At 35.1% G+C, this 16,006-nt stretch carries 9 protein-coding genes and 1 pseudogene; 8 read left to right on the top strand and 2 right to left on the bottom strand.

Annotation, left to right across the window (positions count from 1 at the left end; all coding sequences use genetic code 11):
• The first annotated feature begins 802 nt into the window (after nucleotides 1-802).
• The 5 genes from CKF59_RS01090 (at nucleotide 803) to galE (ending at nucleotide 9,440) form a co-directional block, all read left to right on the top strand.
• Nucleotides 803-2,383, top strand: coding sequence for a Re/Si-specific NAD(P)(+) transhydrogenase subunit alpha (locus CKF59_RS01090; RefSeq protein WP_119534139.1), 1,581 nt, complete (start codon nucleotides 803-805; stop codon nucleotides 2,381-2,383).
• Nucleotides 2,384-2,444: 61 nt separating this feature from the next.
• Nucleotides 2,445-3,839 carry an NAD(P)(+) transhydrogenase (Re/Si-specific) subunit beta gene (locus CKF59_RS01095; protein WP_119534166.1) on the top strand — a complete coding sequence of 465 codons (1,395 nt, stop codon included), beginning with the start codon at nucleotides 2,445-2,447 and terminating at the stop codon, nucleotides 3,837-3,839.
• A 293-nt stretch (nucleotides 3,840-4,132) separates the two neighbouring features.
• Entirely contained in the window at nucleotides 4,133-5,008 is an 876-nt protein-coding gene (locus tag CKF59_RS01100) for a SprT-like domain-containing protein (protein ID WP_222985462.1), read from the top strand.
• Nucleotides 4,998-8,393: an ATP-dependent helicase gene (locus CKF59_RS01105; protein WP_119534141.1), complete on the top strand. Its 3,396-nt coding sequence runs from the start codon at nucleotides 4,998-5,000 to the stop codon at nucleotides 8,391-8,393. The genes CKF59_RS01100 and CKF59_RS01105 overlap by 11 nt, the downstream gene beginning before the upstream one ends.
• Before the next feature lie 18 nt (nucleotides 8,394-8,411).
• A complete protein-coding gene (gene galE / locus CKF59_RS01110; protein ID WP_119534142.1) occupies nucleotides 8,412-9,440 on the top strand; it encodes a UDP-glucose 4-epimerase GalE in 1,029 nt (342 codons plus the stop codon).
• Between the two features lie 543 nt (nucleotides 9,441-9,983).
• Here galE and CKF59_RS07980 read toward each other — a convergent pair.
• Nucleotides 9,984-10,208, bottom strand: a pseudogene (locus tag CKF59_RS07980) (met regulon transcriptional regulator MetJ); the annotation flags it as partial.
• A gap of 339 nt (nucleotides 10,209-10,547) precedes the next feature.
• Here CKF59_RS07980 and rlmB point away from each other — a divergent pair.
• Nucleotides 10,548-11,291, top strand: coding sequence for a 23S rRNA (guanosine(2251)-2'-O)-methyltransferase RlmB (rlmB, locus tag CKF59_RS01120; RefSeq protein ID WP_119534144.1), 744 nt, complete (start codon nucleotides 10,548-10,550; stop codon nucleotides 11,289-11,291).
• Between the two features lie 83 nt (nucleotides 11,292-11,374).
• On the opposite strand, the gene CKF59_RS01125 is transcribed toward rlmB, so the two are convergent.
• On the bottom strand, nucleotides 11,375-13,720 hold the full coding sequence (locus CKF59_RS01125) for a 5-formyltetrahydrofolate cyclo-ligase (RefSeq protein ID WP_119534145.1): 2,346 nt from the start codon (nucleotides 13,718-13,720) through the stop codon (nucleotides 11,375-11,377).
• A 418-nt stretch (nucleotides 13,721-14,138) separates the two neighbouring features.
• Between CKF59_RS01125 and CKF59_RS01130 the strand changes: the two genes are divergently transcribed.
• On the top strand, nucleotides 14,139-14,705 hold the full coding sequence (locus CKF59_RS01130; protein WP_119534146.1) for a nitroreductase family protein: 567 nt from the start codon (nucleotides 14,139-14,141) through the stop codon (nucleotides 14,703-14,705).
• A 60-nt stretch (nucleotides 14,706-14,765) separates the two neighbouring features.
• A complete protein-coding gene (serA, locus tag CKF59_RS01135) occupies nucleotides 14,766-16,004 on the top strand; it encodes a phosphoglycerate dehydrogenase (RefSeq protein ID WP_119534147.1) in 1,239 nt (412 codons plus the stop codon).
• The last annotated feature ends 2 nt before the right edge of the window (nucleotides 16,005-16,006 follow it).

A 16,006-nucleotide genomic window follows, 5' to 3' on the forward strand; every position in this document is an offset into this window, starting at 1 on the left:
AATATATAGAGACAACCGAATTAAAAAAATATCTTTCATTTAAATAGAAGTTTAGAGATAAATCTATTTACAATGAATTAAAAGATTTCTTCTTTAATCTCATTGAGATTAAGAAAAACCCTCTTCATATTGAAGACAAGCCAAATCAAACATAAGTAACCACTGTGGGATGAAAAAACTCATCCCCTTTTTTTGTGCTTAGTTTTCCGTAACCTAGATCTCTCAAATTTAACAGCTAAACTTTTTTAATTGATTCTTTAGCTTTTCTCATTTATTTTTCCCCTTCTTATTTTCCCTTTTCATTCTTCCTCATTTATTTCTCTTCCCATAGTTTTTATAGGGATATATGATCTTTTTTGTTCATTTTTCTCCTAAAAACTCTACCCTTGATAATTATTTGCTTTCCACCCTCTAGATTTTCTCAAGAGCTAAGAAAAAACTTTCATTTGATAGTAAATATTTATACTTTACTTTATTTAATAAATCAAATGTTACTTTTTCTAAAAAATTTTCCACTAATATCCTAATCTAACCGCACTTTATCTCAGTTTTTTAAGAAAAAACCTTCCCCATTTATTAGCAATAACTTGTCAAATGTCACATTTTGACGCAAAAGTAGCGACATTTTCTTCCTCTCGTTTTATAATATCTAAGACAGGTATCCCTAAAAATACTGTACTTTTTGTGCTTGTAACCTACAACTTACTCTCAGTTTAGCTTAACTTAAGTTTACAACTAAATGAGTTTACAAGTACTCTCTTTACTTACAATGATTTAGGTTTAGACATAGGATTAAATTTATATGCAAATCGGCATTCGTAAAGAAGCCCATACTAATGAAAACAGAGTAGCTCTTACCCCTACTGGAACAGCTAAACTAATTAAGCTTGGCTATCAAGTAGTGATAGAAACAGGAGCTGGACTGGCTTCGACTTATCCTGACCACATGTATACGCAAGCGGGAGCAACTGTAGTTTCTCGTGAACAAGTATACAATTCTGACATTATTCTAGCGGTAACTCCACCTGAATTAGAGGAAGTACCTCTACTTAAAGAAAACTCAACTCTAATTAGCTTTATCTATCCAGGACAAAATCCTGCATTAGTAGAAGCTCTACAAGCAAAAAATATTACTTCTCTTGCCATGGATATGGTGCCACGTATTTCTCGTGCCCAAGCTATGGATGCTCTATCTTCTCTTGCCAACATTGCTGGTTACCGTGCGGTAGTTGAGGCTTCGGCTCAATTTGGTCGCTTCTTAAATGGACAAATTACGGCTGCCGGAAAAATCGCTCCGGCTAAGGTACTAGTAATTGGGGCGGGAGTTGCAGGCTTAGCTGCTATAGGGACTGCAAAAAATCTTGGAGCAATTGTCCGTGCTTTTGATGCTCGCCCTGAAGTAAAAGAACAAGTAGAATCTATGGGAGCTCAATTCCTGACTATAGGTCATGTAGAGCAACAAAAAACCAATGATGGCTATACTCGCACTACTTCTGAAGAGTTTAATAAAAAATCAGCTGAACTCTATGCTAACCAAGCTAAAGAGGTTGATATTATCATTACTACGGCAGCTATTCCAGGACGTAAAGCTCCAGTTCTCTTAACCAAAGAGATGGTTGACTCTATGAAACCAGGTTCAGTGATTGTAGATATAGCCGCAGCTACAGGTGGTAACTGTGAATACACTCAAGCTGATCAAGTAGTAACTACTAGCAATGGGGTAAAAGTAGTTGGTTATACTAACTATCAATCAATGCTAGGTAACCAAGCTTCTGAACTCTATAGCAACAACCTTGTAAATCTTTTAGCGTTAATTACTCCTGAAAAAAATGGAGAAATTAAACTCGACCAAGAAGATGTAATCGTACGTAATATGCTGGTTACGCTAAGTAATCCTGCAGAGGCAAATGCAAGTATTCTTTACCCGCCTCCAGCAATTAGTGTTTCAGCAAGCAGTAAACCTACGACTCCAAAAGTAACTGCAAAACCACAAGTTGATACCAAAACTCTTGCAAGACGTCTAGTATGGCAAACTTTAGGTTTATCGGTAGGCTTTTTAGTTTATCTATACCTTACAGCAAATCTGCCAACCGCTTTTGTTGCCGACTTAAATATCTTTATGCTCGCAAGTGTTTTAGGTTATTTCCTCATTTGGAATGTACATAGTGCTCTGCATACTCCACTCATGTCATTAACTAATGCTTTATCAGGAATTGTGATGATTGGAGCTATTTACCAAATTAATGATTTTGATTTAGGTATTTTTGCAAAAATCCTTGCTCTAATTGGCGTTTTCCTTGGAGGCTTAAATATCTTTGGTGGCTTTGCGGTAACTAATCGTATGTTAAGTATGTTTATTAAAAAAGATCAAGGTGGTAAATAACATGAGTAACACATATCTTTTATATGCGATTGCCGCTCTTGCTCTTATTATCGGCTTTCTCATGCCTTTTAGTCCTATGGCAATGTATGTGATCGCAGCCTTTTTAATTATTTTAAGTATTGTGCGTTTATCACAACATAAAACTGCCTTTTTCGGAAATCGCCTTGGTGGGATAGGAATAGGGATAGTTGTACTTACCGCTCTTATTGAAGGAGGCTGGTCAGGTTGGTTACTGCCAGTACTTCTGTGCTTAGTAGCTTCATTTGTGGTAGGACAATGGCGAGCAAAAACCGTAGCTATGACCGAAATCCCGCAATTAGTTGCTTTACTAAATTCGATTTCAGGTTTACTCGCAGCTATTATTGCGATTAACGAGTACAATAAAGTTTATCTTGAAGATGGTGAGTTTACTTTAGAACAAGCTCTAGTAATGAGTAATATTCACTCGGTATTAGTTGCAATTAGTATTGTAATTGGTCTGTTCACTTTTGTCGGCTCATTAATTGCTTATGGCAAACTTTCAGGATTTAAACTTTATCGTGCAAAATTTAGTCACCCTCATCTTGTGACTGCGGTATTAGGAATTCTGATTCTTGTAAGTGCAATTTGGTATTATCAACTAAATAGCTTTTTCTTTATTTTCTTACTCTTAGTGTTTACAGCTCTTCTTTCTTACCATGTGGTAAGTTCGATTGGAGCGGCAGATATGCCTGTAGTAATTGCTTTACTTAACTCTTACTCAGGCTGGTCAACTTCAGCTGCCGGTTTCCTCTTAAATAGTAAAATCTTAATTATTACGGGAGCATTAATTGGGGCTTCAGGTTCAATTCTTTCTTACATTATGTGTAAAGCTATGAACCGTAGTCTATTCAATATTCTTGCCGGAGACTTTACGCCAACTGTAGCTAGTGAAGAACCTGAAGGTACTGTACAAGAATCATCTCCAGCTGAAGTAGCTATGATGTTAGAAAATGCTAATAACATTATTATTGCTCCAGGTTATGGTTTAGCAGTAGCTCAAGCTCAATACCCTGTTTCGGAGTTAGTTGATATCTTAACTGCGCAAGGAAAAAATGTTCGCTTTGCAATTCACCCTGTCGCAGGTCGTCTTCCAGGACACATGAATGTACTCTTAGCTGAAGCTAATGTTGACTATGATATAGTTCTTGGCATGGATGAAATTAACGATGACTTTGCGTCCACAGATGTTGTCCTCGTAATTGGAGCTAATGATACGGTAAACCCTGCAGCCGCAACAGATCCTAACTCTCCAATTGCCGGCATGCCTGTATTAAAAGTATGGGAAGCTGGACATGTAGTAGTATTTAAACGTTCTATGGCTTCAGGTTACGCAGGAGTACCTAACCCATTATTCTATCGTGAAAATTCTTCTATGTGCTTTGGTGATGCTAAAGCAACCCTTGTGGCAATTAATAGCGAATTGAAAAAATCTTAATCTAAATAAGGAGCTAGACCATCTAGCTCCTTTTCTTATACATAAAAAAATAACCTAAGTAAAAACCCAGGTTATGTCCACTCTAATAAATTTTATCTTTCTATCAATTTTGGATATTTTAATTAATACCACAAAGATGATAAGTTTATTATAACTAAACAAGCTGAGAACTCAGCTCTTTACTAAGAGATTTTTTGTCTTTAGGTCTTAGTTTATCCTTTTTTTGCGAATAATTAACAATTAGAAACTGTTATAATATACCCTAGTCTTAACAAGCAATGAGGAGTAAGACTTTGCTATCAATTCCTGATAAACTATCTTTGACCCCTGAGGTGGAACAGAGACTAAAATTAGCTCAAAGCTTAGGTAATAAAAAGTTTTTGCAATTTGTCATTAATGCTTGCCTAAATTTGCAGTTAAAAGAACAAAAACTACTTAAAAGCAAAAAAAATCCTGAACTAAGTTTACGTAAATTATTATCAACTTACACGACTCAAAAAATTGCTAATGCAGGACAAGTTTCTCCAAGTCTCCTCTCTTTGTGGATGCAAAAAACTATTAAAGAATGTTTAAAAATCTACAATCTATGTCTCGAGATTTTTAATTTTGACTCCAAGTTTGCTTTTCCCCAAATTGAGTTTCACTATCATACTTCCCGAGGCTTAGCTTGGTATCACCATGGTAAACATGCCATTTCCTTTAATCTGTTTACCATTATTAGTGAAAAGGATACCTTTTTAACTGAGGTGGTGCCACATGAGTTTGCTCATGCCGTACTCTGCTTTTTATATCAAAAAAAGCTTATTAGCAACAAAATTGCCTCCGGACATGGTAATGCTTTTAAAGTGGTAGCCATGTTGTTAGGAAGTTCCGGAAAAACCACTTATTGTACTTTACAGCATCAAGAATTAGAACAAGTACTTAATGGAGTAAGTGAAGAAGAATATCAAGCTCTAGTTTCTCTTGCTCCAAAAAAACGTCCAGAATATCTCTATACTTGCAATTGTCCACAAAAAGTTCATCGCCTCAAAATTGTCCGTCATAAACGACAACAACAAAATCCCCATTATTATCATTGTACTAAATGTAAAGGATGGCTAAACTTTACCGGACAAACTCAAGTTCCTCAATTACCTCCTAGAATCAATAAAGAGCAACATGAAGAATAATTTAAATCCTCAACAAGCAGAATTTGTGCATTCGCCTTTAGAAAATTCTTTAGTTCTCGCTGGAGCAGGCACCGGAAAAACTTCATCTTTTATTGCAAGAATTGCCCATTTAATCTTGCAAGGTGATATTACTATTTACAGTTTTTTCGCTACGACCTTTACTAATACGGCAGCTAAAGAAATGCGTGAACGTCTGCTTAAAGAGTTAAGTGCATATAATCCCGCATTTGATGAACGTCAACTTCGTCAATGTTATATAGGTACTTTCCACTCTTTATTTGGTCGTATCTTACGTAACAATATCGAACGCTTAGTTGGTGATATCCGTCCTAACTTCACCAATCTCGAAGAAACCACGGCTCGTAGTCGCATTAAAGAATATTTAAAGCAACAAAAACTGGAAGAAGAATTTAATCGTTATGAATTAAATCCTCGTAAACTGCTTGATTTAATTAATGCTATTCGCGAAACCTATATTATTGAAGACAACTTAGATTTTGATATTTTTGAAAAAGCTTTTTTACCTTTTGTTCGTCAAAGTAAAAGTGAAAATGACTATGACCAAGGAACACAAGATCTAAGCAATAACCTCAAATCTCTTTACCAAAATTTTAAAAAAGTTTATGATTACTATCGTCGCTATAAAATCGAAAATAATATGGTCGATTTTACTGATTACTTAGTAAAAACTTATAAACTTTTAGATACCAATCAGGATATTCTTGAGTCCTATCAGAGACGCTTTAATTATCTCATTGTTGATGAGTGTCAAGATATTAATACCATTCAATATAAGTTAATCAAACTCTTGCATAATCCTAAATTTAATCGTGTATCAATGATTGGGGATGATGATCAGTCTATTTACGGTTTTCGTGGCTCACGAGTAGAACTTATTTCTCAATTTCAACGTGAGTTTGAGCAAGTAAAAACCTATAAACTCGAATACAATTATCGTTGTGCTCCGAGTATTATTAGCCTAGCTAATTTAATTGTTAATAAATATAAAACTGATAATATAAAAGTCCTGCAAGCAGCTAAAAGCCACACTGCTAATGCTCCAGTAAAATATATCCATACTGCAGGAGCAAGTGATTTTCAAGGACAAGCTATAGCTTCGGATCTACTCCGCCATAAAGAGTTTCATGATAGTGCCATTCTTGCTCGGAGTAATGCGACTTTACAACAATTAGAGCAGTATTTAATTAATCATAATATTCCTTATGTATTTAAAACTGCTTTAGAGTTCTTTGCTCGTCTCGAAGTTAAAATTGTTCTCAGTATTCTTACTTTAGCTAATAACCCAACCGCTAATGAATCCTTTTATTATCTTGTTGATAATCTCGTAGCTAAAGTGGGGGCAAGTATTTTAAATAAAATTGCCGATATAGGAGCTTCCATTGGACAACCAGCTTTTCTTACGGCTCGTGACTATTTACACAGCCTATGGAAAAGCAATACACAAGCTAAGGCCAATTTACAAGAGTTTATTCAACGTCTTGAAAGTGTTACCGCTTATGCTAAAGATGCGAGTTTAGATGATACTCTAAAATACATTTACCAAACCTTTGATTTAGAAGCTTGGCTTAAAGCAAAAAAAGATAATTACGAAGCTCGTCAAGAAAACTTAACCAAACTCTTAAATCTTGCTCAAGAATTTGTACCTGAATTAATTGAAGATGAAGAAACCGAAAATACCGATCTCCGTCATCTTCAAGAATTACATGGGCATCAATTAAGTGAAGCCCAGCTTCGCAATTTCTATTTACAAAGATTATTTTTACAACAAAATTATCTTGATCAATCGAGCTTAAATAATTCTGAAGCTAAAGAACAAGGAGTAGTACTTTCAACTGTCCACCGAGCAAAAGGACTAGAATGGAAGCATGTGTATATTGCAGATTTTAGTGATCTAACTATGCCGAGTGCTTTTTCTCAAACTCCTGAAGAGAAAGCTGAAGAACGCAGAATTTTTTATGTAGCCATCACCCGAGCTAAAGAATACCTCTACCTATTTAAACCTGAGGCTATTTACCTACATGGTCGCCATGAAGCCGTAGATATCTCACCTTATGCTTATGAGTTTCTCATTCCCGAAATGAGTAATGACCTTAAGTTCTATCAGCAAAGTAACTTACAAAAAAGTTCTTTTGCTTTAATCGACTTTAGTCATGGAATTAAGGCTTGTCGTAAAATTCCTTTAAGTCCACAAGAAAACCCATTTAGCTTAAATAAAAGTAATAACCCAAGAGGAGGACTTGCAAGTAACTTTAGTTTTGCTCGTACCCCAAAACCTAAACCTAAACCTAATGTAAGCTATTCGGCTGCTCCTGAAGTGTCTTTAGTGCAACAGGCTTCAAGCAATGCTCAAGATTATCTCCGTAAAACCTTAGCTCATCTTGCAAGTCCAGGAGCTTTAAATCTGAGCATTGTTAGTGCAAATCTTGAGAGCTTTACCGCTTTAGTTAAAGAGTATAAATTAACTTATCCGCACCAACTCCTGTTATTTAGTGCCCAAGATCTAGCACTCGATCCTAAGCTTGCACCTTTAGCTTCGACTTTTGCCAGCCAAATCCAACAAACTCAAGAACTCAGTCTTGGGCATGCAATCTATGCGGCTAATTTCCCTGGCTTAGATAATGCACCTTTAATTTTACGTTTAGCTCGTTTCTTTAAATCAGCTTCACAATTATTTAAGGTCGTAAATAAATTTACGACAAGCGTAGACTTTGCTCAAGCTTTAGCTAAGTATAAAGTTCCGGCGGAGTTATCAGTAGTTCTTCATCGAGTATTTAAGCAAGAGCAAAATCAAGAAACCCTATTACAAATTCTTGATGCTGGAGTCGCAAGTAATAACTTAGATCCAGCCGATCAAGAGGTTAAAGCTAAACGTCAACAACTGGGCGTAGTTGCGGAAATTCTTACTACTTTACAAGAAAAAAGAAGTCAAGTCGAAGCACGTCAAGTTTTTCCTCGTGCAAGTTTAACTCCGCACGAGCAACAATTGGCTCAAGAATTTGATCAAGCGATAAGTAAAAGTACACAAAATAGTAACCTTTACACCACTGCTTATCACAAAAAAGACTTAGATGGAATCATGGATTCAATTTTTAGTCAAAGCCAAGCCCAAATTATTGACGCAAGTAATATTCATCATTTCCATGTCTCGACTTTAGGACAGCATCCAACTTTAACTCGTGAGGAAATTAAACAAGAGTTAAATATGCGAGGCATAAAGTTTGTTGACAATCCTTTAGTTGCAGAGATAGTTTTTGTGTTTACTTTAAGTAATCAAAGTCAAACCTATACTTTAGAAGAGCTCGAACAAAAACCTCACACTAAAGTCTTTTATCAAGACTATTTTGATAAACTATTTCTCAAATAATCTTCCAAATATATATCTATGGTACAAAAAACAATTCTTGTTACTGGGGGGCTAGGTTATATTGGCTCACATACTAGTGTAACTCTCGTACAACAAGGCTATAACGTAGTTATTTTTGATAACCTCTCAAATTCTAAGTTAAGCTTTAGTAATAATTTACGTAAAGTTCTCACTCCCGAAGAAAACCAGCGCTTACATATTATTGTGGGTGATGTAACTATTGCTTCAGATCTTGATCCGGTATTTAAGCAGTTTAAAATTGATCAAGTAATTCACTTTGCCGGCTCTAAAGCTGTAGGTGAAAGTGTAGCTAATCCTTTAAAATACTATCATAACAATGTCATGGGCTTAAAAGTTCTCTTAGAACAAATGCTCGCTCATCAAACTTATGATCTGATTTTTAGTTCTACAGCTACGGTATATGGAAATGCACCTCTGCCTTATGTAGAAACAGCAACTATAGGACGAGCAGCTAATCCTTACGGACAAAGTAAAATTACTTGTGAATATCTAATCGAAGATCTTGTCCAAGCGAGTAACTTAAGAGCGGTACGCCTCCGCTATTTTAATCCAGTAGGAGCTCACCCTAGTGGTTTTCTTGGTGAAGAATACGCTAAACCTTTAAATATTTTCCCAGCTCTTTATGATGTTTACTTAGGCAAAATGCCTCAATTAACCATTTTTGGTACTGATTATCAAACCAAAGATGGGACAGCTGAACGTGATTACTTACATATTATGGATTTAGTTCATGGGCATATAAAGGCTCTACAATTTCTTGAACAACATCCTGAAGTTAATCTAGAAACCTTTAATCTTGGTTCTGGACATCCTTATTCAGTAAAAGAAATTGTTGAAGCTTTTACTAAAGAATCAGACCGCCCGATTCCAGTAGTTTATGGTGAGCGTCGTCCTGGGGACTTACCAACCTACTATGCTTCGACTACTAAAGCCAAAGAAATTCTTGGTTTTAGCACTAAATACACTTTAGAACAAATGTGTACTCATGCCATTGCCTATTTAAAATATAAATTGCAACAAAATTAAAGAAGAAAAAAAGACCCTGCTTAGCAAGGTCTTTTTTAATTGGTTTTTTGATTGGATTTTTGATTGGATTTTTTTATTTAGAGAATACCTTTATTTTAGCATAGCTTGATTTAAATATACTATCTATTTTGCATTGTTTTATTTATCTTTTCTATCCCCTAAATGTTTAAGGATTTTTTGTACTTCACGTGCTGAGTTCGCATAAAAGTTCGTACTTTGCACGTTATAATCAATAAAATCTAAAAAGTCTTTATACTTATTCGTTTTTTCAATTGATTCCACATAACTTTGTGATTCTTTACGTAATAAATATGGAGACATGGTATCAGAGATTACGTAAGTTAAGAGCAGGTTTACTAAACGATAAATGTGAATCATTTTTTCATTAGCAGACATCTCTTGATTAATAATACGATGCAAATGCTCACGGAACTCAGGTACACCTACGTAGCTTTCGGCAACCATCATGGCACTGTTAATATTGTCATCACGATTTTTCTTACGTAATAACTCATATTTTTCCGCTTTAGCTTTTGAAACGTAACGGAATAATTCTTCATCAGTTGGTAAAGGTTGTCCGGTAAAAGCATGAGCAAATGCTTCACATAATAATTCTGAAGCGGTAGCATGACGCATTTTATTATCAATTCTACGTTTACGTTCTTGTTGAATGGTTTCGTAAATCTCTACAGGTACAGAAACTGTCATTTTTTTAATGTGGAGATTTTTTTTCCCATGTTCGATATATGGATTGATATGTTTTGTCATAATATTATTCTCTTTTTTACAATTATTTTATCTTCCTTAAAAGCTTAAACAAACTAAATTCTTCTCTTTTAGGTGTTATATCTTTTTAATCTTAAAATAAAAGTTAACTTTTTTGATTTTCCAAATCTACACTTATATTATAGCAAATTTTTATAGAAAATACGTCTATAGGTTGAAATTTTTCTTAATTTCATAAAAAGAGGCTTTTTTAACCCCTTAACCCTAATTTATTCTACAAGCTCATGAGATTTTTTCAATAAAAACTTCTTGGCTTTTTGAGCTTTTACGATATACTAACCTAGCAAAAAATAATTATTTTTAATCAAGGAATGCTTTTTTATGTCAGCTTCAGTTATTTTTGGTTTCCATGCTATTGAAGCTTTAGTTACCGCTCGTCCTAAAGCTATAGTTGAAGTAGTTTACGTGGCTCAACGTAACGATCAACGTTTACATAATTTATTAACTCAATTAGAAAATTTACGTATCAAAGCTACTCCAAGTAGTAAAGAAAAAATCGAGCAATTTGTCCCTGAAGAAGCTGCTCACCAAGGAGTTATTGCTCTTGTTCGCAAACTCGAAGAGTTTGGTGAAAATTATATTGAAGAAATAGTTACGGCTAAGGAAAAACCATTTTTCCTCATTCTTGATGGAATTACCGATCCACACAATCTCGGAGCTTGTTTACGTAGTGCCGAAGCAGCGGGCGTAGATGCGGTAATCATCCCTAAAGACAAAAGTGCAAGCTTAACTCCAGTTGCACGTAAAATTTCTTCAGGAGCTTCAGAGGTATTACCGGTAATTAAAGTTACCAATCTTGCTCGTACCATGAAACGCTTACAAGATTATGGAGTGTGGATTGTGGGGACAGCTGGAGAAGCTGAACAAAATATCTATGAGTACCAATTTCCACGTACAGGTTTAGCTTTAGTTATGGGGAATGAGGGCAAAGGTATGCGTCGTCTTACCCGTGAAAACTGTGATAGCCTCGTAAAAATCCCTATGGCAGGAATAGTTTCTTCATTAAATGTTTCAGTAGCTACTGGCGTTTGTTTATTTGAAATTGTTCGCCAATTAAAACTTTAAATCACCCTCCTACAGATTTATAGCAGTAGATCTAATTTTACTAGATTTAAAACCGAAAAAAGTCCTCAGCTGAGGACTTTTTTCTATTTAGATAAGGTTTTTAAGCAAGCTTGGAGATTCTTTTGGGCTTGTTGATAAGCTTTATTTCTTGCTTTGCTATAAGCACTTGCCTTTTTTGTTCCTTGCTTAGCTAAAGTACTTTTTCGTTCTGAGCTTCTTAAATAAGGATTTGCCTCTACCGAAGTACGATAAACTTGCAGCCTTTCTTTAAATTCAGAGCTTGCTAGTGCTTGCTGTTGAACAAAATTATCAGCATAAGCAGGACTTAAATCTCCTAAAGCTTGAGCTATTTGCTCTTTAGCTTTTTGCGCCTGGCGATAAGCATGATATTGCTGAGCTAAATCCTGATATACTTCAAGATCATAACTCCCAAAATCTCGATAGAGTTTTTGCGTACTTGTCCCTGCGGTAACTGGTTCAAGATTTGATAAGACAAGATTATTTAATACCAAATCATGTTTATGCGGGAAACAATAAGGTACTTCTTGCCAAGCATGAGCTAAACCAATAAACTCTGGACTAATCGGACTATCCACACTTAAAATACTTTCAGGGAAGACATTGACATGAATCTTAGTAAAATAAGCATGTAAGATATCATAATAGCCTCCACCCATGCCCATACGATTTAACTGATGATCAAAAGCAACCACCGGAGTTGCAACAACTAACAAATCAGTATGATGGACAATTGGGGTATTACCACTAATTACCGGTTCAAGAATGCCATATTTATTACGTTGATAATATTGCGGATCAGTAAAATCTAAAGATCTCACCGGAGCAAATACCATTAAACCTTGAGGACGCATTACCGGTAAAGCAACCTTATAACCTTGGCTAATTAGGAGCTTAATCAGGTTTTGGGTTTCAAATTCACCTTTTTCCGAGAAATATAAACCTATATAACCAGTTTTGTCATGGTAAGCACTACCATATAAGAACTGAGCATAACGTAAAGCTAAAGGAGAAAGATCAACAGCTTCTTGCTTAGTTTCAAGATTAGAACTTAACTGTAAAAGCTTGAGTTCTTGTTGTTTAACTTCTTCAGGACAGAGGTTTTGTAAAATCTGTAAGATAATTTTATATCTTTGCTGAAAACTTGGAGCATGAGCAATTGCTTTTTCCATAGTTGCTAGCACTTCATCATCATTATCTAAACAAATTTTACTACGCACACTAGCTTTATTACTTGCCGAAGAAGTTAAAGCAAAGTAAGCATTTAACTGACCATAAATCGCTTGATATAAGGCACTAAATGGAAAGTTAATTTCCGGATAAAGATCAGAAAAAATCGCTCTTAACTCTACAAACTCTTGAGTATTTAATAACCCTAGGTAAGCACGAATTAATTCCGCACAGCCTTGAGGCGTAGCTAACTCACTAATACTATTACCTGAAGTAAACATAGTTTCGTGATCTTGTTTACGCTGATTATAAACCTTATCAATATTGTGAACGGTTAACTCAATAGTATTATCTTTACGATGCTCGGCAATACTTTTACTTGTATGCGTATAGTCGCTTACTTCTGCTGGATCTAAATAAGCCGAATTCGGATAAGCATAAAATAATGATGGTAAATCCGTATCAAGTAAATAGTAGTCTCTACCTCCTATTTGCGGATTAAAATCAATATTTAATTCTTTATCCACCGCTACCTTACGTTGCAATTGGGATTTATAATGACGATCACTTTTAGCTAAAGCTTGTAACTCTAACATGCGTCCTAGATTAGGACCATGTTCAAGCATTAACGGAAGATGACTTGCCTGCTCTAAGATTAGATCCATTTGTTTGGCATTAATGCCAATACTTCCAGCTTTAGATTTAATATCTTTTAAAGCTTCAAAAAAGCTTTGTCCTTGGTGATCTTGTTTATACTCAACAAAGTTTTGAATATGTTTTCTAGTAACTAAAGGATGTAAACTTAAATAATCGACCACAAAAGTACGACGTAACTCAGCTAATATAGTGTCATGTTGAATAAGGTTTTCAAAAAACTTATTTACATAAAAATCTAAGTTACTCACTTTACTATAATGAGCTACTTTTTGGCGACGATGTTTAATTAGTTTTCTTAATTCGGTTTTATAACCCAAAACCTTTTGCTCAAAGTCCTGAGGTTGAACTTTTGTTTCTTGAGCTAAAGCTTGGCGAATAAGAGCTAAATTATCTATAGCTTCTTGTGGATGCTCTTCTATATCCACACTCAATAAAGCTTCTAAATCTAGCTTGGCTAAGGCTTCTTGGTGGTCACGTAAAAATAAATTATCTTCAAGACCATATCTTTGAGCGAGCTTAAAACGCTCACGCTTAAAAACATTGATAGAAGCGACAAGCAAATTATAATTTTCAATATTATGCATGAAAACACCTAGAAAAAATTCTCTACAAGAGATTGTTTTTTTATTAAATTTTGTTGCTAAAACTCTAAACTTTTTTAGGTTTATAGTTTACCACTAACCTAAAACTTTTGCCGTAAATTCTCAACTCTCTAGCTTTGCTCTTCAAATGTTTCTTTTCCCTCTTTCTTACACTATTTCTCTCTTATTTCTTTTCCTCTTAATCTATTCTTGCTTTTTCTATTTCTTGCTTTTATAAATATTACTAGGTAATTGCAACTTTTATTTCTCACCCTCTATTTTATTGTTTCTCCCTACCTCTGATTAGACTTAGATTAACCAAGAGAAATATTTTTCCTTAAGTAAATTTGGGATATAATCATAAAGGTATATTTATATTGATCCACTTTACCTCTAAAAAATTGTATTACAGGAACTTTCCATGGATGTGTTAAATTTATTACAAAATCGTTTTTCGGAAAAGAAATTAGTTGCTCCAGCACCAAATAAAGAACAACTACAAGAAATCTTTCGTGCTGCTTTACGTGTTCCCGATCACGCCTCATTAAAACCTTATCAATTTTACGTTCTTGAAGGTCAAGAGCAAATGCAAAAACTTTCAGATTTAATGCTCGACTGTTGTCGTGAATTAGATCTTCCTGAAAAATTTGAAGAAAAAGCAAAGAAATTTGCAACTCGTGCTCCGCAAGTAATCGTTGTCGTAGCTAAAGTTGATCCTAACCACAAAAAAGTTCCAGCTTGGGAACAAGTAGTTACGGCAGGTTGTGCTACCTATGCTATCCAATTAGCGGCTAATTCTCTAGGTTTTGATAACTTTTGGGTAACTGCAAAATGGGTACAAGGGACGGCAATGCGTGAATATTTTAACTGCCAAAAAGATGATCAAATCGTTGCTCTCCTCCTTTCAGGTACTGCCAAAGAGCGTAAAGACAAAGAAGATAAAAAGGCAGTAAAACATCTTGATGACTATGTAACCTATATAGACTAGTTTTTCTAGTATAATAGAGAGCAAAGAAATATTATTATCCCCATGGATTAAGGAGTTGGCATGACAACTAAAGTATCTTTAGCTAAAGATAAGATTAAATTTCTGCTCTTAGAAGGCGTTGATCCTTTAGCCGTAGAAACTTTAACCAATGCTGGTTATACCAATATTGACTACCAGAAAAAAGCTCTCGAAGGTCAAGAGCTTTTAGAGGCAATTAAAGATGTGCATTTTATTGGTATACGTTCACGCACCAATTTAACTCGTGAAGTTTTAGAACATGCAGAAAAACTTATTGCTGTAGGTTGTTTTTGTATAGGTACCAACCAAGTTGATTTAGAAGCAGCCTCACAATTAGGCATTGTGGTATTTAATGCTCCTTTTAGTAATACCCGTTCGGTAGCAGAAATGGTATTAGGAGAAATGATTATCCTTTACCGCAATCTCGCTCAAGCTAATGCTGAAGTACACCGTGGAGTTTGGAATAAATCTGCTTCTAATGCTAATGAAGTGCGTGGTAAAACCTTAGGAATTGTTGGTTATGGGCATATTGGAAGCCAACTATCTGTACTGGCTGAATCTATTGGTTTAAAAGTTATTTTCTACGATATTGAAAATAAACTACCTATGGGTAATGCCATTCAAGTAGGTTCACTGCACGAACTTGTAAGTCAAGCCGATATCGTAAGTTTACATGTTCCGGAAAATGAATCAACCAAAAATCTCATTAACCAAGAAGTTTTAAGCCACTTTAAGCAAGGCGCAGTACTTGTAAATGCTGCTCGTGGTACGGTAGTAGATATAGATGCTGTTGTAACCTCTTTAAGTTCAGGGCATCTACGTGGTGCTGCTTTTGATGTGTTCCCTGAAGAACCAAAAGGAGCTGGACAAGAGTTTATCTCTCCATTACGTGAATTTGATAATGTAATCCTTACTCCGCATGTAGGCGGTTCAACTGCCGAAGCTCAAGCTAATATAGGTGCAGAAGTAGCCTTTAAATTCGTAAAATATTCTGATAATGGCTCTACTGCAACTGCGGTTAACTTCCCTGAAGTTACCTTACCAGAACACTCAGAATCTATACGTTTACTCCATATTCACCAAAATAAACCTGGGGTACTTAATGCCATTAACCAAGTGTTTGTAAAAAACAATATTAACATTGCGGGGCAGTTCTTAAGTACTAATCCTCAAATTGGTTATGTAGTAATTGATATCAATGCTGAAGTAAATCTTGTCGCTGAAATAGTTGCGGAATTAAGAGAAATTCCTGGAACTTTAAAAGTAAGACAATTACTGTAAAG

Source organism: Psittacicella gerlachiana (assembly GCF_003585965.1).
In the GTDB taxonomy this organism is placed as follows: domain Bacteria; phylum Pseudomonadota; class Gammaproteobacteria; order Enterobacterales; family Psittacicellaceae; genus Psittacicella; species Psittacicella gerlachiana.